Source organism: Bacillus sp. J14TS2, assembly GCF_018333015.1.
GTDB lineage: Bacteria > Bacillota > Bacilli > Bacillales > Bacillaceae_C > Lederbergia.
Genome location: NZ_BORE01000018.1, coordinates 15,400 through 41,503, shown reverse-complemented (window position 1 = coordinate 41,503; position 26,104 = coordinate 15,400). Strand labels below are relative to the sequence as shown.

Genomic DNA, 26,104 nt, shown 5'->3' with positions numbered 1-26,104 from the left:
ACTAGGAGGAAAATGAAATCATAAAAATCCTTATTCAGCAGGAGCTTCCCCGTTCATAATCTTTTCAATTACTTTTTGCTTAACTGCCGTCTTCATTTCACTTCCCTGGAAAAATTCTTCGAACTCCCCATTATCAAATGGAATATTTCCATTCAGATTAATCCCGGCGATATTCCCAGAAAAATAAACCTTCAATCCTTTAATTTCTCCGTTATCTTCCATTGGTGTAATTTGATTAATTTGCATCATTCTCTTCCTCTCCTTCGTTTTCTGTTTTTTCGTTTTCGTTGTCAATATCGAATTGATCAGCTAGATAATCGTAAATCTCACTGTCCTGTCCTTCATATTCCTGGTCCTCCAACTTCTTGAGCACAACCTTAATGGTACGGATCATCTCACGATTATCGCCTCCTTCGATGATCAGCTTTTCGCTATTCAACTCTTTGACATCATTAGAAAAAGCGACCATATCCTTGACGTCATAATTGCCGTCCGGTTTTACAATCGCTTTGCCTTCTTCGTCTTTATGAGAATGTTCCTGTAGAAGCTCTTTCCGATCTTCTTCAACCTGTTTAAGTCGATCCTGCATGAGCTTAATAAAATGCCTACGGAATCTAGACTGCTTTCTTGCCAATTTCAAGCCATACAAAAAGTTAATTGCCACTGCTAATTTCCCGTTTTCGATTTCAATTTTCATGCTACTTTTTCCTCCAATTGTGTTATTTTTTGTCTGAGATACTGTATTTCTAAGTCTTTTTCATCCAATCGACTTTCTAGGTCATAAAATTTTGTATCCAGTTTTACATCAAGCTCCTGAATGGCTTTTGTGTTTAAGCTTCGGTGAGAATATCCATCAATTGCGTCCCCTTCAACCAATAATTCAGGCATCTCTCTCTCAATGATGAATCCTATTTCTCTGCCATAGCTACCATCTTTTTCGTAGTCGTAAATGATTGATTTATTTATCATATCAAGCGCGCTATCTTCAAAGATTTTAATATCACGTTTGTACTTTTCACTTGAAGTTTCATAGAGTTTCGATGTCTTCAACGGGCGATAAATATCGGTAGTATTTGGCGCTGTGATTTTTACTTCTCCGCTTGCAGAGGGTTTAAGATACAAGTGTGTACCACCTGCATCCGCATTGAACTGCATAGTGTTGGCAAAAATTTGTCTTGCATATAAATCTCTGTAGGTGATTCCTTTTCCGGAGTTATAACCTGCATAGTCTGTTATATGCACAGTTCCGCCATTATCGGTAGCAAGATAAATGTTGCTATCATTGGACCTTATTCCTGTTGCAAATAAGGTGTTATCTAGATTTCCACCAGTTGTAGTCCCGCCCGAAGAGCCATTCCAGTAAACACCGCCACTTCCGTCACGCTTTCTAATAGTGTTTACTTTTAAATTTCCCACATCAAAAGTAGTATTTCCTCCACGTTGATAGTTTGAGTCCACCATAGCTAATTCCGTTTTACCATTAAAAAACCTAAGCGCCATTGAAGGAGCACCTAGATTACTACCAAAGGATAAATAGCCATCGTTATAATCGTTGGAGCGTGTGAACCAAAACTTGCTGTTAGAGTCATCTTTAAATGGGTTAATAGCAACGATGTTTTTATCAGATTCAAGCGCCACTACCCCACCGTGAGAGTTAATTGTCAATCCGTTTGCGCCTGTAGTTGAATAAGTTTTATCCCACCAAGAAATAGTACCGGAAGATCCGCCAGATTCACCTTCTCCATCCAAATAAGTTGAAATGCCGAATTCAGACATATAAAGAGAGCGCCCCAAACTGTCATTCCGGAATCGCAAATGGCCGTTTTGTAAACGGGTACGAACGTCATGCGTTGTAGTTGATCCTTGCCAAGCTCGATTATATCGACCTCTTAGTTCCATAGTAGAGCCATCGATGAGGGAATAATCTGTACTTGATCCACCACGTATCTTAATGATGGACGTATCGATCTCCCCTGCTTTAAGCTTCGTGACTGATACGTTGGCAATCTTCGCATCGTCCACAGCTAAATTGGCTATCTTTCCTGTTGTAACAGCTAAATTTTGAATTTGCCCAGTATCTACAGCTAGCTTGGCTATTTTTCCATTTGTAACAGACAAATTTGCAATGGCAGCAGTACCAATCACAGCATCGTCTATCAAAGATTGGCCAGATAAATGGATCTTGTCGCCAACTATTCGAACGCCTTCCTTAGATAGGTTGATAGAAGCGAGTACATTATCTACTCCTACCATATCCTCTACAGCAGGTGACCAATCAGAAGCTTTGCTACCTTTCTCAACCTGTTCCCTACCAACAATGACATCTATGGTATGGGATACGTCTGTTACACGTAAAATCGACTGAAACCAATCATAATCTTTACGCCTAACCCCGCTCATTACAACTCTTTTACTTTCGTTTTTCTGCAATTCTGTCGCTTGTGAACCACCACCAGGCGAAAGACCGTTTAAATGTATTCTTACAGGGTAATTTCCCATATTCTTAACGTATAGTGAATATGTGTAAGTATCGTTAAATGTCATGGGTTCAATCTTGTTGGTAGATGTCCATACACCTTTGATATATTCAGTACCACCACTTGATTTTATACGATACGCTTCTTTAAATCCCCACTCTTCTGTCATATCAACTTTTGAATAAGTTATTTTTGAACCTTGATAAGCATTCCAATGACCATCTAGCTTATCACTATTTGGTGATAGATTTGTTCCGCCTATTTGTAAAGCACCCAACCCTTGCGTAACCTTTAAATCAATCTCATTAGGCAATAAATTTATAGTAGACTCTGCCGCCTTTAGCCTATTGTCTACTAAGGATATTTCAGATGCTCTTAATTCAACCTCTCCTGCAAGGGTTTTGATACTTCCTTCGGCTTTGGTGATCGATTCTTGTACATCCTTGCCAGAAATATTAACCGTATTCGTATATTTTGATATATTGTTTTCTATTAAAATATCCCATCCGTTTTTATAGGATTCTGGTGGAGCGTTGTGTCCGATTATCGCACTATCGACCGAAATTTTTGGATATGCCCATTTACTCCCAACATCTTCTATAATGATTACCGTTCTACCATTCTCTCTTGCCAGTCTAACTTTATTTACAGGGTAGTTACCAACACTTTTAAAACTATGTTGGTGAAAAGTGTTGCTGGTATAAGCGTAAAAAGATATGGTTAAATCTATATCAGAATTTTTACTAACATAGTTATATCCAGTTATAGAAACTCTTGTCATATACGAAGAAGTTATTGGAGTTTTTATAACTAAGGCTCCAGTAACACTTGATGAACCAAAAGATCGAGCAGTTATATTTTCAAACTTCTTTGAACCACCATCAAAACTTATAATATCGACATTGTCTAAATCTTTCCTAATCTCACTGACATTCTGCACAATCCCGTTAGCCTTAACATCTAAACTAGCAATCTGGCTCAAAGCACTGGACATCTCACCAGTTAAGCCATTAATTTTTGTTTCTGTGCTAGAGACTCTAGTTTTCACACTATTCAAGTCAGTTGTGATCCCACTGACTTTTCCCTCGTAAACATTAAAATCAACTTTTTTACCCAAAGCAGTATCAACTTCACTTTTAATGTAAACTTGATTACGTTCAACTTTGGCTACTATTTGATCAGCATGTACTTTTAATGTAGCTTCTGTCGTTGCGACTCTGCCTCTTATTGTAGTAAATTCTTTTTCTATATCTTCCGGGGCTTGAGACCAACCAGTCATTTTGTTTCCGCGTTCTAACTGTTCCTCTTTAGTTTTAACCGTGTAACTTGATGTCCAACTAATAGGCATTATTCTACCGCGAATTTCTGTAAAACTTTTGTCATTCGGTATTGTTGCAGTTATCTGTATCCTTCCATTACTTGAAATTCTCCCGGCCTGATTTACATCGTTGGTGTATGTTCCATCATCCCTATACCAGTCTAATCTAGGGTATACCGTTTCGCCTTCTGGAATATCCTGAACGTAAATACTAAAAGTAACTTGGTCACCATGTGAGACAAGCTTTCCATCGATGGGAACTTTAAGTAAATTACTAGCCCCATACTGTCCTATAATCCTTGTGGTTAAATTACTACTCGTTCCTCTCGCTAAGTTCCTGCCGCTAATCTCTAACGCTTCAAATTCTTTCCTTGTGACAGTTAGCTCCAATCCCTCGGCCAGTAAACTCAATTCCAAAGAATTAGCTTCAATGCTTTCAATTAAGCCATCCTTATCCTTTTTGTAAGTCAAATCATCCACTTTAGCTGCAATCAAATCAGCTTGTGCGCTCAAAGTAGCACTGTGGCTATTAACAGTATTATCGATACGCTCCACACTAGTGATTGTGGCAGAAATGCTCCCCTCGATCTCGTCTATATCGGTCTCGATTGAGGTGAATTTCCCGCCATATTCAGCAAGTAATTGGTCTGTCTCATCAGCCCTCGCTTTAAGATCATCTGCTACATCATACAACCCATCGATATTGGCGCTGACATCGCCTATACGACTATTTAACTCTTTAGAGAGCCTTTCCTCTGTGGCTTCGATCTGTTGTTGGGTATAAACAATTTCTTCCATGGGACCTTTATTAATTCGGTCAACCGTATTTTGGGCGAGTTTATCAGCTATATCCAGATTATCCTCTAAGTGGTCGGCAATGATTTCACCGAAAAGAATATCATCGCTGATAATCCTTACTGTCGATGCGCTAACCTGTGGACCGTAATCACTTGCTGTGCCCCTCGTATTAACAGCCCGTACACGGTAATACCATGTTTGATCTGTATCCACTTCATGGGCAAAGGATGATACACGACCACGCCACAGTAAATGCTGAGTATCTGGGACAAAGTCTTTTACCTGGGAGCCGTAGACCTCGTAGTGTGAGATATAAACCTCGCTACTGTAGTCCCAAAATAGTTGTATCGTTTGAAATGCCCCTGTTGCTTCCACATTAGATGGTATGCCGGGCTTTATATCCGGGAAACGATCATTTGTGATCGGGCCAATTGGACGCGGCTTATTTACAGCCTCTTTTAAATCTTCGATGTCTCTTTCAAGTGGATTTTGATTCATGTCCACATATTTTCCAACGATTATTAAAACGTCTTTATCAATGTCTAAAACGTCATATTCCAAGCCAGTTATCTGAGACTGTAATTCAATTGGTTTATTATAATTACGATCCAATATTGTAACTGTATCGCCTAAAGACACCGGTCTATCAACATTTATCGTAGATTCATGACTTATCTCTGGTGATGTTTGTTCCTGTAACGCTTGCCATGTAGCCATAAGCAATTCTTCTGGTGTTTCGTATTCTTGATTACTAAAATGGCCAAAACGGTGTAGTAACTTACCTTCATGCAAATAACCATAATCATGTAACGCTTGAGGATCTCCTACCCATTTTTGCCCTTTAGGTTTGTCTACTGGATCGCCTTTGGATACTTTCCACTCAACATCTTCAAATGTAATGTAACGGGTATGTCCGCCTGTAGCTTCTCCATTTTCATCTTCTATCTCTAAACTAGCACCTTGCCCCCACATAGCTGTGATTGGATAAGATAATGTTTTACGCTCAATTCTTTCAGCGTTGTAATCTGGCTCTACAATTAAGCCATTATCAGCACCCAAACGTTGTTGAATGATGATCTTACGCTCAATAATCTCGTTATCTTCATCGAGAGTAATTGTATCAACTAACGCACCGCCCCAAGTATTAATGATTTTAAACACCCCATCAATACCGTTTGTCCAGTAAAAATTATCGCTGGCAAGCCCTAAATCGACTGTAACCTCTCCAATATATCGAGATCCTTCAAGCGCTCGATTCAAGGCGGTTTGCGCTGTCCCGTCTGTAATCCGTCTATCTTCAATGAAATGATCATATAGTTCGAGATAAGACGGTTCACATTTTGCGGTTACAATATACTCTTGATGGTTGGTAGATGTTTCATATATCTCCTTGATTCGCATTAAACGTAATCGATTATCTCGGTCACTAAAAGCAACTTGGTTTTCTTCGATTATCAAAGGTAGCAGTTCGGACGATGATTCTATGTGAAATACAAAAGGCTCATCGATTAAATGGTTTTGATAATCCTTAAACCAAGTATCAATAAGCCCTGTATCTGGTGTAATGATATTTTGAAATTTATCATCCTGGTCAAAAATATAAAGCATCGGTTTCCTCCTTTCTTGCAGGATTTTGTACCTATATGTCGAATAGTTGAAAATGGAGGTGCTTATTTATGACAGAAGAACATAAAATTGAATTTGATTACAAAGGGATAGACAAACCAGATAAACAGGAACAAATTATTAAAACTCTAAACCTAGCTGAAGATAAGATAAGAACTATTTACCTAGAAAGGTTAGAAACATTTAATAAAGATAGTTTAGAACAGAATCCTGAGCCGTTTAGATTTCTAAAGAAAGAAAATTGTTCATTAATTGCCTTTGTTCTTCCTTATGAATTTAATTTGAGTCAGGCAGTACAAACTTACATATTATCCACACCTGAAAAACGAGAGGAAATACTCATTACGTTAAAACACTCAGATTTAAATGACTTAGATAGCTATAGAAAGTCGTATAGCTTTTTTTACGAAAAGCTTTTACCTGCTAATGGATTTGACAAATCACAAATAATGCTAGAAACAAGAGAGCATTATGAGAGTATAGAGCATAATATAACTTTAGTTAGTGATCAGTTTGACTTGAGTCGATATATTACAGTGCAAGGTTTAAAACGCAAAGTCATAGACCTGATAAAAAAAGAAATTGATCAATTTAAAACTGTAAACACAAAAAAACTTAGCTATTTTGCAAAAGATGCCTATAAATTTCCTTTTTCTTTACTAGATCTAAAACCGCTAATAGAATTGGTTAATGATGACGATTTTGCATATCAACTAGACCAAGCTATGGCAGCTTATCATCAAAATCTCTTTTTACCATGTGCCGCAACCTTAGGAGTAGTATTAGAAACTCTTTGTCTTAAAATCCTTGAAGAAAATGGCGTAAAAAAAATAAAATCTGGTGACACTCAACTTGGTAAACTTAAAGAAAGACTGGTCAACGAAAGAATAATAACCAGAAGAGACAATACACGACTAGAAGTAGCTTATAAAATGAGAAATATGGCATCACACACCAGCCCTGGTGCAACTATAAAAGAGGATTGCCACTTCATGCTCAACGTTATAAATACTATTGCATTTGAGTATTTACAAGAAAATTAATATTTGCCTCTTTCCTCAAATGTGCTTAGGATTTTGTCTAGCTTCCTCTCTATTCGATCTAATTGATCTAATTGAAAGGAAGCATCAAAATTTTTTAAACATGTAACTCCCTCTGAATTTTCGGTATAATATTGAATTCTTGAATTTTCCTCCATAGTTAATACTCCTCCTAAAAATACCTTTCATGGTAATAAAACTCCGTCTTATGATTAGTCGTAAACTCAACTTGTCCAATTGGCAACTCAATGAAATTACTTTGTAGAATAACTACGGTATTAGTAATGTCTTTACCGTTTAAAGTAACTCTCCGTTTGCTATAGCCAATCTCCAATATGTCACCAGCAACAAAATCATAATTAAGCTTTACTTTATTAATATCACGTAAATCAGTTTTACCTGGACTATTAAATTTAATTTCATATCCTGTTTGATTCGCGCTGAATGTTGTTTTCGTTTTCCATGGTGTAGATTTATGGCCATCAATGGATTTTGTTAAGGACTTGTTGAGCGTAAAGGTTCTTTCGTCACTATACTTACTGTGACAAATAAAAACGATGGTAGCAAAGGACATATCAAGGTATTCGTCACCTTCTTCAATATCATCAGTCATTGCAAAGTAGCGGCGGTCATCATCATCATCGTTGAAAATAAGTTCCTTTGCATCTTCGTGAATTAACCATTCCGCAATTTCCTCTTTTAATTTTTGATAATGAGAAAAACCATCATGTTTGATAAGAATAGGTACTTCAATACGCCTTTCTCCATCTCTTTCAAAGAATGGTCGTTTTCTACCTCGTAAGACGGTAATATACTCTTTTTCTATACCGTTAAAAATCATCTATTACCGCCTCCTTTGCTTGCGTTGACTATAATCATCTTCGTTTATCCGTTGTTTTATTGCGTTATAAACAGGTTCAAAAGCTATGACTGCTTCCAGGTCTTTATCAAGTAATGACATAAGCAAATCGACCATCTTTTGTAGGTAATCATTTTGTTTTATAGTTTCTTTAAGTAAATCGCTAAAATCCCCATTCCCATGCACAGTAACATTTGACTCACTCTTGCCATTCATCATTAGTAATCTAGCAAATTCACTGTTGCCTAACGAACTAGCCCAGCCATCGGTTCCAGTCGCATAACGTGGAGCATTTCTGATAATACTTTTTGTTTCTTGATGTGGGATAACGTGTGTTCCTCGCGGTAAGTCTAGCAACGTGTCTGTGTTAGGCGACAAAAACGATCTTCCACTTGGCAATTTCACAAGCTCCGAACCCTTTTCGCCAATAACAGCAGGTCCACCTTTATGACCTTCTGGAGGTGTCCCTTTTGAAAATAAAGGCAACCCTTTACTTACAAAGTTAATAACCTTAGTAATCGGACTTGATGCTTGTCTGTTTAAAGTGGTTAGAGACGCCCCAGGTGTTAGATTAACTTGTTTAGACTTAGGAGCACTGGCCTTTGTATTTAATGCAGCCACTGTGCCATTATCTCTGAGTCTAACGATCTTCTCCTTTGCGGCTTGCGCTCTCTTATCAAGTAAAGCAACCGTGCCCTTATCTTTTACAGTTACATTCTTATCTACCGATTTACCGGCTTCCTTTGTTCGTTCCTGTTCCTTCTTGATTCCTGCATCTGTTTTCTTGTTATTATTGTCAATCTGGGCACCCTGATTTTTAGCCTTAGCGGTTGTATCGTCAGTAGCTTTTCCCTTTTGCTTTTCTTTTTCGGTACCAGAATCAATCGAACCTTTTACTTTGTCCCACAATCCTAATTCTTCGAGGATTTTCTTTATTACTTCATCGTTCTTTGTTTTTTTGTTTTGGAGGGCACTAATCTGCTTATCAATTTCTTTTTTATTAGCGCCTTCTTCTTTCTTTTGTTTTTCAAGCTTTCCAATACCTTTATCATATTCGGTATTTTTATTTTGAAGCTGTTTGACGATGTTGCCCTCTTCAACCTTAATATCAGAAGTTTTTGCTAAGTTTGCAATATGTTTCTTTTGAACATTGTCTAATTGATTTATCTGTGTATCAACTAGACTATTGAGATCGCTATACAATCCTGTTTGTTCAAATATTTTTAGTTTGGCGTCCTCATGTTTTTCAAGTTCCTCTGATAATTTTCCAAGCCGCTCTTGATCTTTCTTGGAAAGTTCCCCCGTTTTCTTTTTCTTTTCTTCTAGCTTTTCAATTTCTTGTTGATTCTTTAATATCGACTCATCTAACTGAGCAAGGCCTTTTTCTCCCTCTTTATTAATCCCTGCGTTTTGTAGATAAATATTAGCCAATAGTACATTTGTCGCTTCCAATTCATCCAATTTTTTTTGTTCTTTTTCAATTGATTGTTGGGCTTCTTTATTATATTTTTTTAGTTTATCAACAGCATTTCCAATTTTGCCATTTTTCACAGCGGCTAAATCGCCAAGGGTTTGTTCTATTTCCATTCCTTCTTGGCTACTTGCATTAACACCTTTCTTTTTTTCTAGCGTTTCAGCGATCTTTTTATTTAGTTCATCTTGGGACAGATTGCTGTACTCACCTAGTTTCATCAGATGGCGTTGAGCAAATTCTTGTCTTTCTGTTTGATCCGCTATTTCTTTCCTTGCTGCTTTTTCCGCTTCTATCAGTTTTGCCCTTTGTCCAATAAGTTCACTTTCAGACAAGTCCCTCATTGCCTGCAATTGTTCTTTAATCGCATCAGTATTTTCAGCAAAAGCGTTCCCTTGATCGGATATTGTTTTTTCGATATCAGGAGACTGTTTTATAATGGCGTCATTAGCTTCAAATAGCCTTTTTAATTCGTCCTTGGATAAGCCTGATTTCTTCGCTAAATTATCGTATTGTATTTGAAGTTCTTTAATCTCTCCCGGATTGCTCGATTGGGATATACGTTTGTTTAAATCATTTAACTCTGCCAATTCAGCATTGCTGATTTTTGCTTTACCTGACAGCTTATCAAATGCCCCAGCCGCTTTTTCTAATTCAGTCGCTTCATCTGATAACGACTTAGCTAAATCAAGATTTACCTCTTTAGCTTTGACTGACTTTTTATGCAGTGCATACACAGCGCCACCCACAGCCACTAATCCAGCAACTGCAATGCCACCAATCGCTAATGGCCCTAAACTGCTTAGACTAGCAACCAAACCTGCACCACGAGCAACCCCAATAGCTTTTGATAATTTACCAGCTACTTTCAATACTCCGCCGCTAACTATCGTTAGCTTGGAAAACAAAGTTAATGCAGGGCCTATCCCAACTGCTACAGCAGGCGCAATCAATAAAACTTTATTGACAAATTCTTGTTGGGCAGGAGATAAATCATCGTAACGTGCTTTTAACTCCTTGGCCTTCTCGATCATTTTCTCGAAGGCTTCACCAAATTTAACGCCTAGATCAGCAGATTTTTCTTCTGCTTTTGCTAACAATCCGCGAAAATCTACAAGCAATGGTTTTAACTTAGAAAAGAAGCCTCCACCTTTACCGCCGGCATCAAGGAAGTTAGCTCCAATACGGCCAATATCCGAACCAACGTTTTTTACTGCTGCTACAAAGGACTCTTCACCAATAATTTTAGCGGCTCCACCAATATTTTTATCGACAGCTTTTAAAAATGTCTTGGTGTCGATTTTCCCTTTACTTGCCATTTTCTCGACTTCTGCTGTGCTCTTTCCGATCGTTTTACCAAGGTATTGATAGATTGGTATGCCTCGTTCAGATAGTTGTTTTAGGACATCATTTTGAGCCTTTCCAGAAGTTTGTACCTTATTAAATATATTGCCCATCTCGTTAAATGGTATGTTGGCCACAGCTGCGGTGTCTGCCGCTAAAGATAAGTATTTTTCAAGTTCTTTGGTAGGTTTTACTCCGGCAGCTACAGCAGTTGCAGCGGTTGTGGCGGCTTCATCAAGCCCGTACGATGTTCCTTCAACGGATTTTAAAGCGGCCGCCATAATTTTATCAACTGTTTTAGCATCATAACGTAACGCTTTTAATTGCGCTCTAGCTGTATCAATACCAACTAACCGTTTAAAACCTTTATATATGGCTAATGTAGCCAATGCGGTTGCGGCTCCCACAGCTGGCTTGGTGATTTTATTTGTCAGAGTACTACCAACTTCACCCATCTTTTTCCCAGCAGTTTGTAGTTTCCCACCAGCTTTTTCTAGCTTATCGCCAAGCTTGGTAAAAGCTGAATTGGCAATCCGTTGTTCACGTTCGAACTTAACAAGTTCATCTTTCGTTCTCTTAATATAATTTTCTAAGTTATTAAGGGATGCAGCTTGGTTATTATATTCTCTTGCCGCCTTCTCAGCTTCTTTTGATCCACGGCCATGTTGTTCGACCATTTTTTCATATTCTTTTTTGGCTTCAGCGACTGCCGCTTTTTGTACTTCTAATTTTTTGTTCAAGCCAGACAAACGAGTTTCATATTTAGCGACAGAACGATCTGACTTGTCAAATGCTGACATATTACGTTTCATTTCACTATTTACAGTTCGTAAATTATCTTTTAGTCCTCTAAGGCCTCTATCGACGGACAAGTGGTCTAAATCAAGTTCAATTGCTAAGCCTTTAATTTTTTCCAAGTTTGCATCCCTCCTAACCTAACAAATCAAAAAATGAATTTGCTTGTTTGACTTCAACTTTTTCTTTTAGTACTTCCATAACGTAATGGACAGGCATATCAAGTATTTCGTTGATGTCCTTGCCTTCCTTCATAAGATCACGTGCGAATTTATCCATACTTCTCATTAGGCTTTGCGGGGTTATTTCTTCCCCGCTAGGAAGTTTTTTGTATCATCTGTCAACTGTCCACTTGCTACAAAGTAAAGCAATTCTTCCAACACTTCCTGAGCACTTCCTTGGTCAGTGTATCCTGGACCGGGTAAGCGATTATAAATATCATCTTTTGTAATCTTGCCGCCAAATGCTTTACCCGATAAAAAGTCAATAATTTTATCGTTTTTGTCATCATCAGATATCTTTGTATTACCGATCACGTCATTCAGTAATGTCACTGCTTCACGAGACGTCCCAAAGGAAATGAAAGGATTGGTCCACACTTTTTCAATCTCAGGTTCGGCACCCTTATTAACTTCTTTAGGATTTTTAATAAGTTCAATTTTTTCACGTTTTAAATTAGCCATTTTCATTCCTCCAAATAAAAAATAGAACAGACCTTATAGGCCTGCTCTTTATTGATCCATCCCTGTATTACTCCCACTTTAAAGTTACTGTTTTATCAGTTGACGTGGCAGTAACATTTACGGGTTTATTAGGGTGTTTCTACGTCATCAGGGTGCTTTACTCCAAAGATTTTCTTATATAATTTATTGCGGTTTTCTGTTTCTCCTGGTTCATCCGATACAATGATAAATGTCATTTTCTTTTTAAATCCGTCCACATCACGAGCCATAAATTCCCCTTCTGTTGAATCACTGCCAAACGTGACAGACTCACCCTTTGTTTCCCCTTCAACGTCAGCCATCTTAAACTTACCTTTTGTAAATCCAATATGCTCCGTTGAACCATCTTCCATCGTACGAGTGAACATGCAAGTAATGTATGGAGGGTTAGGGTTATCAGATAATCCGTGCATATCATCGGCAGTTTCCCAACCGTAAATAACAACACGATCTTCAATCGGGATTTTGTGGAACTGAGTAGTTAATTGGGTTGCATCTGTGGACATGGCCATTTCTGCTACTCCGTTATCTCCGTATGCCTTCACAATCTCCTGTGGGGTAGTAATATTAATGTTTTGTAAAAACTTTAGATGCTCTGCTTTTGTTTCATTTATACCTGAATCGTTATTTTTTGTTGTCCCATAATAAAAATCAGTCAATCCCGTAAAGGATAAATAATTCTTTTCTACTTCTGGCATTTATATCACTCCTATAATCTATTAAAATCTTTTCTATAAGCTTTTCCTCGGTATCGACGGGCATCACGATAAATGTCATATTCCTTGTCATACTCATCCATACCGCCTATTTGCCTAAAATTCAATTGCCACATTACGTGACGAATTTTATTAGCAATAAGATCGCGCGCGACCATATCTTTTGACCACACATCAATTTGGAACAAATAATCATCGGTAAGCCAGTTATCATCCGCAAAGTCACCTGGCTTCGGGGGATCAAGAGGATCAATGATGATATGAGTTTCCTTTACATCATTCGGTTCAGGGTATTCGTAAAATTTTATTCTATTGCCGATTAAATCACTGATAACTCCATCAGCCGTTAATTCATTGTAAATTGTCCAAATCATCATATCCCCTCCAATACGGCCCGTTTTACAGCATTACGATAAACTTGTTCTGCCTCTCTCAGCGCTTTTGCAATGGCACCTTTACGTGGTGGATTAGGTATTTTAACCGTACCCCATTCATTCAAGTGGATGATACGATAACGGCCATGGGGACCGTTCCAATGTATCTTCACTGTTTTAATACCGGCTATATAAACTGGACCTTCAATAGATGTGTCATCGACAGACCAACCCTTAGCATACTTTCCACCTGTACCGATATAAGCATTTAATATTTTCACAAATAATTCTGCGCCTTTTATAAGTGCTTCATCGCTTATACGCTCCATATTTTCTTTGCCGAAACGTCTTTCTAACTCAGCAAGTAACTCATCCACACCTTTTAATTCCATCTTGATCATGACGCTAATTTCCCAATAATATTGATGAAACTACGGTCCTGCACATCAGGCTGGACGTGTTTGATATTATAATGATCAGGATACAAATCATCGTTAATCTCAATGTAATGCTTATTAGTGGGCACATAACTACCGATCGGATCACGAATGATAACTGTGACTTCTGATAAGGTGCCGTTTTGTTTAGCTCGCTCCATATCTTTAAGCCAAATGCCATCAATCTTAGCTAGACACTCAAACAAAATTTTCTTTTCTTTTTGTCCTGGCAGTGGTCCTTGCTTTTCTTCGTATTCATAAAACGTAACTGGAATACGCAAATCACTACTCTTTAATCGTGGTGGTTTGTATTCATTCTTCCACATCATCGTCACCAGCCATTTCAAGACTTAAAGAAATAATTTCGCTTAGGAAATTGTCTTCAAAGTATTCAAGAGCATCGTTGTAGGCATATCGAGTACGCTCAAAGACTAATTCAGTTGCTTTTTTGTTTTCCTTGATGTCAAACTCGCCAATTTTTGATTCAACGAAGGCAATAGAAAAGGACAACAACTCTTTCAAATTGTCATCCTCACCATCGTGAAAAATGTGCATACGTTTTTTAAACTTTTTCAATAAATCATCAGTGACCAATTAGATCACCTCTCTCATTCTTCCGGTTCTTCTGGATCTGGTTCAGGTTCGGGAGCTGTCACAGTAACGGTAGCAGTTCCTTTAATGGTATTTTTTTCTGTTGATTCCGCTGTAATGGTTGCTGTCCCTGCGGCAATGGCTGTCACTTTCCCGTTAGCATCTACGGTTGCAATCTTAGCGTCTGAACTAGACCATTTAACTGTTTGTATAGCTGTGGATGGCGTAACTGTTGCCGTTAAATTACGAGTAGCCGCAACTTCAAGGTTGTTTGTTTTTGGAGATACTTCTACAGCTGTCGGATCGCTATAATTTGTTTTTACAATAATAGCTTCGGACCGTTCTGACTCTTTATCGCCAATTACTTCTGAAACAGAAAAAGAATACTCTGTGTTAGGTGTTAAACCTGTAACAGTGTACTCTTTATCCTTAATTTCTTCTGCAATCAATTCATCGTCTTGATAGACGTTATATGCCATTAATATTCTCCTTTCTCGTCTATAAAAAATAGCCCTGTATAAAGGCTAGTTCCAGATAAGCTTCGTCTGCTTATCGGTTGTACCACTAGCCTTTACATTTACAGGCTGTTTAGGGCGTTTCCTCACTAGGTACAGGGAATTGAATGTCTAGGTCATAGACAAGCACTGCTTGATTATCCTTTGGACGACCGTTAGCAAATCGTTTAATTGTATAAAGCAAAGCATCTTCAATTGCTAATGTCTGGTCAAATTTCTTCAATTTATAAGCACCTGCGATAGCGGCAATGTATTCGCCTTGCACAAGGAAAGCAACCTTACCAGCAGGGATTTCCTCTGAATCAACAGGCTTAATGTTGTATGGTAAGTTCGTTACAAATTGCCCTGCATCATTTTGGATTGTATGACGTGCATTGACCGCTAATAAGTCAATTGGGTTAACAAACATTACAACTTTGTTTAACACCTTACGATACTTGCCTTTTGCATCTTTAGACAACTTAGAAAGCATGCCATATAATTCACCAACAACCACTTCACCACGTTCAGATGGAGCGAACGTTAATTTTCCCGAAGATTTTTTATCTGTAACTGCCCCGGTTTCTGGATCAACGTCTTTTAATAATCCAATTGGTTCATCTTGTGCTGGTCCGCGACCATTAACAAGACCGTATTCTAAACCAGCGGCTAAAGATTCGATTAAAAGAGTAACCATGTAGCGATCTACCCACACTGGACCAAGTTCTAGCATATCGTTCGGAATCGCACCAAATGCTGTTAGTTTAAGTTGAGTGATTTTTTCGTCACGGAAAGCATTGTTAACTTGACCAGAAATGTCACCAAAAATTTCTTTCCAAGCATAAGCAAGTGTCGGATCAGAATAAATGAATTTCGTAACTGCTCCCAAGTCTTGAAGACCAATTGCTTGTAACAACGGACGGTCTTTTACTAACCCTTCAAAAATTCGATCTTGTACAGATTCAGGGAAAATTGATTCGTCATTAAAACCGCCATCCTCAACAACTTTATTATAAAAAGCTGTTTCTTCTGATGTTAGAACATGACTGCCACGAGACACTAACACCTGCGTATCAAGTGAGCTGTTTCGAGCATCCGCTGTAATCTTTTCTGTTAAATCTTCTTGCAAAGCAACAAACATCTCATCAACTGCATTTTGTAACTGTTCAGGTGTTGCATTTTCATCTTTCAATAATTTTGTGTAGGTTTCTTTCTTAGCTTTAAAGTTTTCCATTTTTCCATTTAATTTAATCGTCATACAATTTTCCTCCTAATTTTAAATTAAAAAAAGAACCCTCTTTGTTTAGCAGCCACTGGCTGTTTGGATTCTTGTTTCGGCTCTTGTTCATTTAATTTTTTCTTAAGTCTTTCAATTTCATTTTCAAGATTAACAATTTTATTTTCCAGTTGATTATCATCATTTTTAGAAATAGAGCTATTGAATTCCTTAGCTTTATTTGAGAATATTTCACTTTCCACTTCTTCAGCTACATCATCCACAATTTCATCAATGAATCCATAATCTTTTGCTTTGCTGGCCGCCATATACGTTTCTTCATCGAGAAACTTTTGAACAGTATCAGCGTCAACTCGGTGTGTATATGATGCAAGTACAGATTCACCAATTGATTCTAAGTCGTCAGCCACTTTACGTAATTCTTTAGCGTTACCAGTTGCATAAGTCCATGCGTTATGAACCATAAGCTGGGTATTGGAAAACATTTTAATTGTATCGGCACCCATTGCGATTATAGAGGCGGCACTTGCAGCGATACCAGTAATTATTACTGTTACCTTGCCTTGGTGAGATCGTAATGTATTCATGATGTCGATTCCCAAGAAAACATCGCCACCATAGGAATTAATTTCAAGCGTGATATCTTCATCCTCTTTGATGGACTTCATTTTTTGATTCAAATCCCAAATGGAACTATTCCATGAAATAATGTCGCCTTTGATTTTATGCTTCAATCTTTCTCACCTCCTTCAATTGCATTATCACTCATATTGTAGTTTTTAGTAATAAAGAATTTATCGTGAATCGGATCATCAGAATGTTCAAGCCCAATCATTTCACGTATTTCATGCCCGTTTGCTACGGCTGAACCTCTTAGCTTGTCGGCATCCTGTGCCATTTCAAGAGGGCTCTTTTCATTTACACCGTAAACTTTCAGCTGCAAGCCATTCTTGTAATCTCGCTCGTCAATCAACTTAGCTGTTAGTTCATCTTTGATCTGCTCTACTAAAGGCTTGGCGGTTAATCGGATATAAGCTTTCATCGCTGTTTCATATTCGGACAACTCTCCAAGGACTAATGCGGACGGAATCCCTAAAATGTTGGCCACTTGTTTTGTGGTGTCTTTTCTTAACTTTTCCAACTCTTCAACTGATTGAGACTTAGTACCTTGTCCCTTGGTGATTTCTTCATAATCAAATCCTTTAACTTTTGGAGCGATAGCGAATGCACTTTTTCTAAAATTTTGATACAAACGTTGAATAAAATTATGCAATTTTTTTTGATTTTCTTTATCTAAATTTTGTGTGGTTTCAATTCCCGCCAATGCTCTAATTTGATTTTCATACATCTTTGTTTCGATCATACGAGAAAAAAGGTCACTATAATCTTTAAACATGCCGTCTAAAAATCTAGTAAACTTTTTATTATTGTAGGTCATATAAATGACTTCACTCATCTTGAAATCACGTTTAAAGGTGTATCCTTTTACAGTTACGCTTTTAAAAATATCTTCGTATAACGCGTATGGTATTTTGTCAAAACTATCAGCAATCAGTAATTCGTTAGTATCACTTAAAATGACAAGCACTTCATTTTCCACAAGAAGCGTATAAATAAAGTCTTTCCAAAATTCAGCTGCGCTTTGGTTTGAATTGGGACGAACATTGAGCAAATAATCAAAGTCATGATCTACACGTTTTTTATTTTTAATAAAGCGAAAATCAGCTGTGGAAATGGTCCTACCCATTAAATTGACACATGTTTCAATGGCAGACTGTTTTAAATAAAGCCGCTGATCAACTTCCAATCCCCAAAATTCTAAATCGAGAATTTCGTTGATTTCTTGGCCCAACTCCCGATTTCGTTTAAACATATCGAACACACTCAAATTTTAATCACATCCTTTCATGGTGGATTAGATATGGATCACACTCCTTTCTGTTGCGTATAAGATAATTCTGCTAATCTTCCTCTTAATCTAGTAACATATTCAATACCAAAAGGTATTTGTTCGGCTATTTTTTCATCAGATAAACCTTGTTTAAATAAGTGCATTATTTCGTAATCCCACATACTATTGATTAATAAAACAGATTCCATTTATCAGTCACACTCCTTTCACGGTCTTATTTCTACTTCTAAAATTCAAAGTTATCAAGGAAATCTAGTACATCATCAACATTGTTTTCTTCTAAATCGTTGGCTCGATATAAGGCATGGATAAACGCTTGGAACCCATCTGTTTTACGTTTAACTTCTTCTTTCTTTAAAAATTGCTTTCCCGCCTGCGTTTCTTTTACATAAATGTTGTTTGTATACCATCGCATTAATGGGTTGTCTTCAAAAATAAATTTGTGATTTGCAAAACCATCCTCTACTCGTGGTGCAAGTAAAGGATGGATACTTGAGGGGCGTCTAATTCCTTCTACTTCAAAACCTTGTTCTTTTAACAATGGTCGCAATATGTCTAGCTTATAATTATCGGCAATTATTTTTTCAACACCATATTTTTCACGCATGTTTATGAACCAATTTACGATGTGCATCGGATTCAACGACGGTTCATCAATGACTTTCATCAACCCTTGTTTTTCCCATTCTTTTATAGGTGCTTTTTTCTCTGTGCCTAAGATATTTGCGCTATTAGAATACCCATAATGCACATCACAGAATTGTTTGATCGCAAAACTAAATGTTTTAAAAGCAAACTCATCGCCTTTTTTAAATAATAATCCGCATGCTGCAAAGTCTCTCACACTTCCAAAGTCCAAGGACCCAATAGGCTTTGTGTTGAGTTCAAAAAATGGCCGATTAGTAGCTTTTATTTCCTTCCAACTAGCCACTGAGTTTTCCATATTATCTTCGATGAAGTTCATTCGCTTTGTGACAAATGCTGCACGACCAGATGGGTTATTTGCTAACCTCGTATATTCTTTCATGACCGTATTAAATAATCTTTTGCCGCGTTTATTTAATGGTTCTTGGAATGCTGGATTAGCTTTCGCCCAGTTTGAAGGGTCGTCCATTTCTTCTAGGTCATCTAATTCACAAACGAAGGGGAAAGTCCCCCCAAATTCGATTAGGCCATTTAGGATATCCTCACATTCTCGGTACTTAATATCAAAATATCCTTCACGAACGAATCCTTTGGTACCAATGAAAAATTGTCTTCCACAATCTACTTTTCCTAAACCACCTGAAAACACGTCTACTATCTCTGTAGTTTCCATCTCGTGGTATTCATCATAGATGACCGTACCTTCACGACCGCCATCTTGGGAACCGGCATTACTAGTTTTATACTCAAAAACAGATTGAGTAGTTAAACCTGTGATACTGCTTTTATAAGCTTCAAACTCTTCTTCTAAAACTTCGTTTCCTTTTTTCTTGATGGTGCGATAACATTCTTGGAAACTTCTCTTTGCTTGTTTTTCTGAGTTAGCCACTATAGATACATCGTAATAATCAATCCCGTGTAGCTCACTGATGAAGTAATTGGCAAGAGTAGAAATAAAACCATTCTTTCCACCGCCACGCCCCATGTTGATTACAAACTCATCAAAAACAAGCTCATCATCTTCTCTATGAAATAAAAAAATGAATGGGGCTATAAACGTTTCCCATTCATCTAATTCAAAATACCAGCTTTCACTAAATTCTATATAGTTTTCAATTTGTTCATCATCAAAATAATAAAGATCGTCACGGGGCAGTATATGTTTTTCAATCAAACAAATTAATTGTATTCTCTTTTTGTTAAGTAAAATCTTGCCACATTTCCATTTTTTTATATAACCCTCAACATACTTGTTATGCAGCATAGGCTATCGACCTAGTAACTTCGATTTCCTATCCGGTTTGGCTCGTGGCAATAAATCGGTTAGTTGTTTAATGATCGACTGATAGGTTTTATCACGATTGTCATAATTCTCAACAATCGGTCTTTTGCGGTCATATGGCACTTGATTTTCACTTTGTTTAAATTTTTCATACTCCCCATTTTCCAAGATATCTTTCCAGTTATCATCGAGTAAAATTCTAAGCCGTGCAGCTTGCGTGATTAATCCTTCTGCAACATCCAGTTGGTTTTGAGGGATGCTTTTGAAAAGATTCTTCAACCTTCTAGCTTCTGTCTCCACTCGGCTTTCCATGTCGTCGATTCTGTCGTTTAACAAATAAAGTACAGATACATCTAACGCTTTTGCAATCCTAGCCAGTACATCTAAACTGGGAGAATTTTTCCCTTGTTCCAGACTTGCATAGTAATTTGTTGATATGCCTACCGTTTTAGCAAACTCAACCTGTGTAAGCTTTTGCTCTTTCCGTTTTTCACGCATCCGAAAGCCAACTTTTTGTTTATCCAAATTAATCACCTTCTTTCTGTACCGACTACCAGGGAGGGGAGGGGCAAAATATTTTGATACATCTGCTTAAACGAGCCATCTGCCCGGTCTTCCACTAAGAATTTTTCACAAAAGTTTTTGACCGGGGGCCTCTACCATTTCTCATCGTCCCACTTCGGTTTACTCTTTTTAAATACTCTGCCTTCTTTCACATTATGGTGATAGACACACAACGTTTGTAGGTTATCCAATACAAGTGCAAGCTTCGGGTAATGTTCTATAGGATACTTATGATCCACGTTGAGTACTATCTCTTTCTTCTTTCCTTCCACCTTCTTACTGTCAACCGTAACGCCCCCTGCTTCTTTACAGTGTTGACACTCATAGTTATCACGTTCTAATGCATCTAGCCTTAACTTCTTCCAAGCATTAGAGTTATAAAAAGATTTCTTTTGTTCCTCTGTTTTGTATTCAAGTAGCATGACCATTGACCCTGCGCTCTATCCTATTGAGTACCGTGGGAACCTTGCCATGCTCGTAGTGTTCAATGGCGTATGTCAATCCACCTTTGCTTGGATCAGCAGTTGTTGTTTCCCAATCAAAGGTTATATTTGTTTTCAAGTGAATCTCTTCACCTTTATAAAATACCTTCGGCACTGAGTTTTCATCCTGCAATTCAATTACTAATAATTTCTTTTTCTTTATTTTTGGGCCTGAACCTTCTCTTCGATAGGTAAACGACGGTTTATCCATTTTCTACATCTCCTTTTAGGTATAATAAAAAGACACCTACATTTAAGTGGGTGTCTTAAAAATTAATTTATATACTCTGAGAACGCTACTTCGTCAGTCCTTATGTCGCTGTCATAGGCATTATAAACGAATTCACCACCGATGTATTCCTCGAATTCTAAATGACTTGTATCCATTCCCGTAACTTTAATTTGAATGGTCTCATTAGGTTTTACCTCGAAAGTGTCCATCCCCAAACCTACATTACGATTGCTATCAAGTTGTAAATTTCTAAAGTTGTATTCAAATGTTTTATTTTTCTTATTCTCTATTGTCATTAAAAACTCTACAGTATCTAGCTCTTTAGAGCGTTCGTGCTTCGAACTGTTTAATGTTATTTCCAAATCATCGTTTGTTACCAGTGTGATATTGTGTTCTTTTTCGGATATCACTTCTACTTTTGGTTTCTCTTTATCTGAAACATTATAATTATTTTTGTCTCCACACCCCGCCAACAACAATATGGCAACAAAGACAAACAACACCCTTTTCAATTAATCATCCCCCTATGATATACATAGGACTATTGTCTAATATTTCCAGTAAGGTTGCAATAAGAAAAATATCCCTTGCTTGTACGATCCGTAACAGGCAAGGGATATTTGTATAATTTTTCCACACTATCATAATAAGCCTTTTTAAGAGCCCGAAAGTGACATTATAGTGACAATTATCTCCATCCTAACAAATCTATCGTTGTCGTGATGATTTCATCTCTCCATCTCATCGCCTGTCGTTTGCTTACTTTGAGATCATCTGCGATCCCATCCCATGTCTTTGGATTGTTTTTAGTCCAATACCTAAGCTTAACAAGTTTCTTATGAGTATCTGGCAAAGCCTTATATATTTGCTCAATCGCTTCAACGATCGATATCAAATAAGTTAACTGCCTACTTGTCGTTAACCTTGTTGCCATTCTCTCCGTAGGATCACCCGGTGACCTAACTGAGTTAGCTCCTTTCACGATCGTTGGATCATCCGGTTCCTCCTCAAATGGATTCATAATTTCCTCACGAAGCCTAGCGATCTCTTTTAACGTATGGTGATAGTTGTACCATTCAGCTTCGGTTTTTTTGAATGTGATCTTCGTTGTTTGTAACATGTTATTCCCCCAATTCCCTACGTGCCTTATCTCCCTGATCCTGATCAATAGGAGTAATGGGCTCCCACTGATCGGTTACGTTAGTTTCGTATGTTTTCTTATCTGCATAAAATTCCAAAGTCTTCTGTAATCGGGCGTTTTCCTTCTCTAATCTTTCAAACTTTTTCCGTAGCCTTCCAGCAATTTTATTTTCATTTTCAAATCCTTTTTTCCAATGGGCTATTAACTTTTGCTGCTCCACCACAGTGGAAATGAGCCATTTAATATCTGCTAGCGCAACGTTATAGTCTTCAAAACCGTTTTTAGCTCCATAATCAAATTGTTCCTGTATTTCTTCCAACCGTTCCTGATCAGTCATTCTGAATCCTCCTTGGGATAAAACTCTATTTTTACATAGCCGTGTTCTGTATCTAATTCAATATCTTCAAGATTTTCTTCAGATACCCATTTTTTTATTTTTGAGTTGGGAAAACCATTATCTATTGCCTTGGACAATTCAACCATTTTATTAATATTCATTATTCTCCCTCCAAGACTTCATCAACTTCATTCATTGGTTCTTCCCCACTTTTGTAATCAAAATCAATTGGGATAATACTTTCGGGCTTGAAAATCATCTTATATCTATATTCAGAAGCATCAACTGTGCCTATTTGCTCGACTGTGTAGGTCACGTTATCACTCAATCCTAAATAATGCTTCTGATATTCATCGGGACCAATCTTTGCGATTACCTCTATAACACCATCACGGTTTATGTCTATTGCTATATTTCCAGTCATCTCCATCATGTAAGTGTCTGTGATGGAGTTGTAAAACACAACACGTCTCACTACTCTAAATTCATCTGAATCTCTACTAATGTTTTGAGATACAGTATCTTTTGCAGTACATGCCCCTAACATGATGATTAGAGACAACATCATAATCGCTATTAGTTTTCTTTTCATCCCTCTATCTCCTTCGCTTATTGTTCGAAATGTGACCTAAATATCAGTTACCGAATTTATTTCAGATACAGAATGCTCAACATCATATTCCACACCTTCTAAAGTTTCAGTTCTGACAAATTCAGATTCAACGATTGCCATAAAGTAATAATCGGTACTATCGCCTACATCAATGTTATCAAGTAAAGCGTGGTCAATATCACAAAATATATCTCCTATATCATCGTCATTATCGACTTGTGTTAATATCTCGATATCTTTGTGACCATCGTCATCAAGCCAAATATGTGCAGAAACTATAGCTTTAAATTTACTCATTCAATCACCTTCCGTTGTGTCGTCTTCTCTATCAATTCCGACCCTTTAACTTCTTATTCAGCTTCCGGATCTCGTTCTTTAAATATCGAACCTCTTTATCTCTAGAAGGCTCCAAAGTTATATTCAGAGCCGTCATTAAATTTTTAAGTTTAGAAATGGAGATCGTTTGCTGATTTTCAAGAGCATGTTTTAATTGGCGTTTGGCTTCTTCGTAGTTCATGATTATTCAACCCTATTTCGACTAGCTTCTTTGCTAAATCCTTCGGGATAACGCTTTTTTAATTTTTCAAGATTCTTATAAGCTATCTCTTCCATGGAAATATCCAGAAGAGTGGCGATCCCCGATAAATAATGGAGCACATCGCCTAACTCCTTTTCAATTGCTTCACGATCAAAGTTATGCCCATGGAAAATGACTTTCTTGAGTTGATCCACGACCTCTCCCGATTCTCCTGCTAGGCCCATGCAATAATTGGCCATTGCCAATTCGTCATTTATTTTAGGCATAGTCCGCATGCTATCAGCTTGAAAATCTTTAAAGTTCATTTTGAAACCCTCCCGATTAATTTCCTAAAACATTCTCCACAAAAATGGCTCCGTTTCTTCTTGAACGTCTTTCCGCATTGAAAGCATTTCACGACCATAGCTTCACCAGCGCTTTAAGAGCGTTATTTTCCTTGACGAGTTCGTCCAATTCATCCACTAGCTTTGCGTGCTCATGGTTAACGTTTGTGATTTCATAATCTTTCTTCAGGATTCCATTTTTTAGTTTTAGATTTTCATTTTTTAAACTATCCATGGAACTTTTAATAGTTTGGTTTCTCTTGTATTCGGAATCCAATTTCAACAACATTTCTGTATTATCGTTACTAATGCTATTTATTGTCTTTTCTTGGTCCTTATTCTTTTCTACAGCACCTGTTAGCTTTTCTTCCAGTTCTGTAATCTCTTTATTAAAATTATCAGTCGCAAGGTGCAAACGTTTATTCTTCTCTTCAAGCTGCTCGATCTGTTTAATCGCTTCATGGTATTCTTTTTCAAATGTATTAACCTTTTTTACTGCTGTTTTTGTAGCCATTTTACACCCTTCCTCCTTCAAAAAAATCTCCTTTTCCAACTGGGTTAATTCTTCTTTCGTTAATCCATATTTAGAACAAATACGGCGCTTCCCCCATCCTTGCTGTATACACTGTTTGTACCGATCTTTTGTAAGTATTGGATAGAGCATGCCATCTTTAATTGTGGTCTGGCTCATCTTTCAGCACCTCGATCGCCCACTTGAGATAAACGGCAGCCTTTTCCAGATCCTCTACGCCATTTTTATGATCGTATCGAGATACGTACTTGAGCACATTTCCTGTGCAGTATCCAATGTATTTTCCTGGTGTAAGCTTATCCTTGATATAATCGATTACTTCAATTTGACCCGCAGTATAGTGACTTGGGTGGTTAACGTTGTCTTTTGGTTTATCGTTATCTGCTGCCCAGCTGTATTCTCCACAAGTATCACAATTTTCTTCGGGCCAATCCGCTGATACATATACTCGACTGCATTTTTCACAAGTCCATTTATTTCCGAGCATTTATTTTCCCTCGCTCTCTTTCCATTCAGCCCATTTTTGAGCCAATGGAGCAACACGCTTTCTATACTCGTCCACAATCTCAACAATCTTGCCAGAAGAAATTTCTAACTCACTTGCAAGTTTCCGGTATGATTCACCTTCTAAGCGTCTCTTCACGACATTCGCAAAGTCATACGGAAGATCATCGTAACTAGGAGCGAGTCCTTCTAAGATAAAATTATCAATCTGCTCCCGATCAACTTTTTCCTTTTGCTCCTTCGTTTCAATTTTTTCAGGCGGTAAACCAGTATCTAATTCAAGTTGCTCTTGAGACGGTTTTACCTCTTCAACAACACCACTTTGATCGACTGTATATTCTGTAATAGGCTCATTCGTTTGAGCATTTAATGTGACATTATAATTAACCACCATTGAATCTAGTTCTACCGCCACCTTGCTATCTATCATTTCTGCAAGCATGTTTAACTTTTCGTTGAGGGTATGATCACTCACCTCAAGAACGACTTCCTTCTTCCCGTCAGCTTTTAGATTTACCTTTTTAACTTCTGCTTTGAAATTTACGAATGACATTATTGTTCCTCCTTTAGTACTTTTACTTTGTATAAATCAATGATTCTTTTATCGTCCATTTTCAACAGGGCTTCTTCTGTGATTTTTGTGTTAAGTGCAATTTGCAAAATCAATTGTTCCCGATCTATGCGATCTAACATCAAGACC

The 26,104-nt window shown here is 37.5% G+C and carries 35 protein-coding genes and 1 pseudogene; 1 reads left to right on the top strand and 35 read right to left on the bottom strand.

What is annotated here, in order from left to right:
- Positions 1 to 30 precede the first annotated feature (30 nt).
- Genes KI375_RS22390 through KI375_RS22380 form a run of 3 tightly spaced genes read right to left on the bottom strand, consistent with a single transcriptional unit; the run spans position 31 to position 6,201 of the window.
- Entirely contained in the window at positions 31 to 249 is a 219-nt protein-coding gene (locus KI375_RS22390; protein WP_212975624.1) for a hypothetical protein, read from the bottom strand.
- Positions 236 to 697: a hypothetical protein gene (locus tag KI375_RS22385; RefSeq protein ID WP_212975623.1), complete on the bottom strand. Its 462-nt coding sequence runs from the start codon at positions 695 to 697 to the stop codon at positions 236 to 238. Before KI375_RS22385 ends, KI375_RS22390 begins: the two co-directional genes overlap by 14 nt.
- Positions 694 to 6,201: a hypothetical protein gene (locus KI375_RS22380; protein ID WP_212975622.1), complete on the bottom strand. Its 5,508-nt coding sequence runs from the start codon at positions 6,199 to 6,201 to the stop codon at positions 694 to 696. The genes KI375_RS22385 and KI375_RS22380 overlap by 4 nt, the downstream gene beginning before the upstream one ends.
- Before the next feature lie 68 nt (positions 6,202 to 6,269).
- Here KI375_RS22380 and KI375_RS22375 point away from each other — a divergent pair, with 68 nt between their 5' ends.
- A complete protein-coding gene (locus tag KI375_RS22375; protein WP_212975621.1) occupies positions 6,270 to 7,262 on the top strand; it encodes a hypothetical protein in 993 nt (330 codons plus the stop codon).
- Here the strand turns inward: KI375_RS22375 and KI375_RS22370 are convergent.
- The 32 genes and pseudogenes from KI375_RS22370 to KI375_RS22220 form a co-directional block, all read right to left on the bottom strand.
- Positions 7,259 to 7,417, bottom strand: a complete 159-nt coding sequence (locus KI375_RS22370; protein WP_212975620.1) for a hypothetical protein — start codon at positions 7,415 to 7,417, stop codon at positions 7,259 to 7,261. The two genes, KI375_RS22375 and KI375_RS22370, sit on opposite strands and share 4 nt — an antisense overlap.
- A 14-nt stretch (positions 7,418 to 7,431) precedes the next feature.
- Entirely contained in the window at positions 7,432 to 8,100 is a 669-nt protein-coding gene (locus KI375_RS22365) for a distal tail protein Dit (protein ID WP_212975619.1), read from the bottom strand.
- 3 nt (positions 8,101 to 8,103) lie between these two features.
- Entirely contained in the window at positions 8,104 to 11,850 is a 3,747-nt protein-coding gene (locus KI375_RS22360) for a tape measure protein (protein WP_212975618.1), read from the bottom strand.
- Positions 11,851 to 11,863: 13 nt separating this feature from the next.
- Positions 11,864 to 12,007: a phage tail assembly chaperone GT gene (gene gpGT / locus KI375_RS22355; RefSeq protein WP_212975617.1), complete on the bottom strand. Its 144-nt coding sequence runs from the start codon at positions 12,005 to 12,007 to the stop codon at positions 11,864 to 11,866.
- A gap of 23 nt (positions 12,008 to 12,030) precedes the next feature.
- Positions 12,031 to 12,411: a phage tail assembly chaperone G gene (gpG, locus tag KI375_RS22350; RefSeq protein WP_212975616.1), complete on the bottom strand. Its 381-nt coding sequence runs from the start codon at positions 12,409 to 12,411 to the stop codon at positions 12,031 to 12,033.
- A gap of 128 nt (positions 12,412 to 12,539) precedes the next feature.
- A complete protein-coding gene (locus KI375_RS22345; RefSeq protein WP_212975615.1) occupies positions 12,540 to 13,148 on the bottom strand; it encodes a major tail protein in 609 nt (202 codons plus the stop codon).
- Positions 13,149 to 13,159: 11 nt separating this feature from the next.
- Positions 13,160 to 13,540, bottom strand: a complete 381-nt coding sequence (locus KI375_RS22340; protein ID WP_212975614.1) for a hypothetical protein — start codon at positions 13,538 to 13,540, stop codon at positions 13,160 to 13,162.
- Positions 13,540 to 13,941: a hypothetical protein gene (locus KI375_RS22335; protein ID WP_212975613.1), complete on the bottom strand. Its 402-nt coding sequence runs from the start codon at positions 13,939 to 13,941 to the stop codon at positions 13,540 to 13,542. Before KI375_RS22335 ends, KI375_RS22340 begins: the two co-directional genes overlap by 1 nt.
- The gene (locus KI375_RS22330) at positions 13,938 to 14,306 is read right to left on the bottom strand and encodes a phage head-tail adapter protein (RefSeq protein WP_244852963.1); all 369 of its coding nucleotides are present in this window, start codon (positions 14,304 to 14,306) and stop codon (positions 13,938 to 13,940) included. The genes KI375_RS22335 and KI375_RS22330 overlap by 4 nt, the downstream gene beginning before the upstream one ends.
- Positions 14,290 to 14,532: a phage gp6-like head-tail connector protein gene (locus tag KI375_RS22325; protein WP_212975674.1), complete on the bottom strand. Its 243-nt coding sequence runs from the start codon at positions 14,530 to 14,532 to the stop codon at positions 14,290 to 14,292. Before KI375_RS22325 ends, KI375_RS22330 begins: the two co-directional genes overlap by 17 nt.
- A 53-nt stretch (positions 14,533 to 14,585) precedes the next feature.
- Complete coding sequence (locus KI375_RS22320; RefSeq protein WP_212975612.1) at positions 14,586 to 15,047, bottom strand: Ig-like domain-containing protein; 462 nt, start codon at positions 15,045 to 15,047, stop codon at positions 14,586 to 14,588.
- A gap of 109 nt (positions 15,048 to 15,156) precedes the next feature.
- Complete coding sequence (locus tag KI375_RS22315) at positions 15,157 to 16,320, bottom strand: phage major capsid family protein (RefSeq protein ID WP_212975611.1); 1,164 nt, start codon at positions 16,318 to 16,320, stop codon at positions 15,157 to 15,159.
- Positions 16,321 to 16,343: 23 nt separating this feature from the next.
- The gene (locus KI375_RS22310) at positions 16,344 to 17,033 is read right to left on the bottom strand and encodes a head maturation protease, ClpP-related (protein ID WP_212975610.1); all 690 of its coding nucleotides are present in this window, start codon (positions 17,031 to 17,033) and stop codon (positions 16,344 to 16,346) included.
- Complete coding sequence (locus KI375_RS22305) at positions 17,030 to 18,181, bottom strand: phage portal protein (RefSeq protein ID WP_244852979.1); 1,152 nt, start codon at positions 18,179 to 18,181, stop codon at positions 17,030 to 17,032. The genes KI375_RS22310 and KI375_RS22305 overlap by 4 nt, the downstream gene beginning before the upstream one ends.
- Positions 18,182 to 18,225: 44 nt before the next feature.
- A complete protein-coding gene (locus tag KI375_RS22300) occupies positions 18,226 to 18,399 on the bottom strand; it encodes a hypothetical protein (RefSeq protein WP_212975608.1) in 174 nt (57 codons plus the stop codon).
- Positions 18,400 to 18,437: 38 nt separating this feature from the next.
- Positions 18,438 to 20,120 carry a terminase large subunit domain-containing protein gene (locus KI375_RS22295; RefSeq protein ID WP_212975607.1) on the bottom strand — a complete coding sequence of 561 codons (1,683 nt, stop codon included), beginning with the start codon at positions 20,118 to 20,120 and terminating at the stop codon, positions 18,438 to 18,440.
- Positions 20,121 to 20,123: 3 nt separating this feature from the next.
- Positions 20,124 to 20,450, bottom strand: coding sequence for a hypothetical protein (locus KI375_RS27555; protein ID WP_244852977.1), 327 nt, complete (start codon positions 20,448 to 20,450; stop codon positions 20,124 to 20,126).
- A 27-nt stretch (positions 20,451 to 20,477) separates the two neighbouring features.
- A pseudogene (locus KI375_RS27550) lies at positions 20,478 to 20,636 on the bottom strand (helix-turn-helix domain-containing protein); the annotation flags it as partial.
- A gap of 158 nt (positions 20,637 to 20,794) precedes the next feature.
- A complete protein-coding gene (locus tag KI375_RS22285; protein WP_212975606.1) occupies positions 20,795 to 21,124 on the bottom strand; it encodes an HNH endonuclease in 330 nt (109 codons plus the stop codon).
- Complete coding sequence (locus tag KI375_RS22280; protein WP_212975605.1) at positions 21,114 to 21,395, bottom strand: hypothetical protein; 282 nt, start codon at positions 21,393 to 21,395, stop codon at positions 21,114 to 21,116. The genes KI375_RS22285 and KI375_RS22280 overlap by 11 nt, the downstream gene beginning before the upstream one ends.
- 62 nt (positions 21,396 to 21,457) lie before the next feature.
- Positions 21,458 to 21,928, bottom strand: coding sequence for a lipoprotein (locus KI375_RS22275; protein ID WP_212975604.1), 471 nt, complete (start codon positions 21,926 to 21,928; stop codon positions 21,458 to 21,460).
- 176 nt (positions 21,929 to 22,104) lie between these two features.
- Entirely contained in the window at positions 22,105 to 22,536 is a 432-nt protein-coding gene (locus tag KI375_RS22270; RefSeq protein WP_212975603.1) for a transcriptional regulator, read from the bottom strand.
- A 1-nt stretch (position 22,537) separates the two neighbouring features.
- Positions 22,538 to 22,894: a hypothetical protein gene (locus tag KI375_RS22265; RefSeq protein ID WP_212975602.1), complete on the bottom strand. Its 357-nt coding sequence runs from the start codon at positions 22,892 to 22,894 to the stop codon at positions 22,538 to 22,540.
- Positions 22,891 to 23,055, bottom strand: coding sequence for a hypothetical protein (locus KI375_RS22260; RefSeq protein WP_212975601.1), 165 nt, complete (start codon positions 23,053 to 23,055; stop codon positions 22,891 to 22,893). The genes KI375_RS22265 and KI375_RS22260 overlap by 4 nt, the downstream gene beginning before the upstream one ends.
- The gene (locus KI375_RS22255) at positions 23,055 to 23,486 is read right to left on the bottom strand and encodes a beta-sandwich lipoprotein (protein WP_212975600.1); all 432 of its coding nucleotides are present in this window, start codon (positions 23,484 to 23,486) and stop codon (positions 23,055 to 23,057) included. The genes KI375_RS22260 and KI375_RS22255 overlap by 1 nt, the downstream gene beginning before the upstream one ends.
- A 36-nt stretch (positions 23,487 to 23,522) precedes the next feature.
- On the bottom strand, positions 23,523 to 23,804 hold the full coding sequence (locus KI375_RS22250) for a hypothetical protein (RefSeq protein ID WP_212975599.1): 282 nt from the start codon (positions 23,802 to 23,804) through the stop codon (positions 23,523 to 23,525).
- A 31-nt stretch (positions 23,805 to 23,835) separates the two neighbouring features.
- A complete protein-coding gene (locus KI375_RS22245; protein WP_212975598.1) occupies positions 23,836 to 24,024 on the bottom strand; it encodes a hypothetical protein in 189 nt (62 codons plus the stop codon).
- A 2-nt stretch (positions 24,025 to 24,026) separates the two neighbouring features.
- Positions 24,027 to 24,350, bottom strand: coding sequence for a nucleoside triphosphate pyrophosphohydrolase family protein (locus tag KI375_RS22240; RefSeq protein WP_212975597.1), 324 nt, complete (start codon positions 24,348 to 24,350; stop codon positions 24,027 to 24,029).
- 88 nt (positions 24,351 to 24,438) lie between these two features.
- Positions 24,439 to 25,059 (bottom strand): coiled-coil domain-containing protein, encoded by a 621-nt coding sequence (locus tag KI375_RS22235; protein WP_212975596.1) that lies wholly within the window; start codon positions 25,057 to 25,059, stop codon positions 24,439 to 24,441.
- Positions 25,040 to 25,387: a DUF3310 domain-containing protein gene (locus tag KI375_RS22230; protein ID WP_212975595.1), complete on the bottom strand. Its 348-nt coding sequence runs from the start codon at positions 25,385 to 25,387 to the stop codon at positions 25,040 to 25,042. The genes KI375_RS22235 and KI375_RS22230 overlap by 20 nt, the downstream gene beginning before the upstream one ends.
- Entirely contained in the window at positions 25,388 to 25,957 is a 570-nt protein-coding gene (locus tag KI375_RS22225; protein ID WP_212975594.1) for a 2-methylcitrate dehydratase, read from the bottom strand.
- On the bottom strand, positions 25,957 to 26,097 hold the full coding sequence (locus KI375_RS22220) for a hypothetical protein (protein WP_212975593.1): 141 nt from the start codon (positions 26,095 to 26,097) through the stop codon (positions 25,957 to 25,959). The genes KI375_RS22225 and KI375_RS22220 overlap by 1 nt, the downstream gene beginning before the upstream one ends.
- Positions 26,098 to 26,104: the final 7 nt, after the last annotated feature.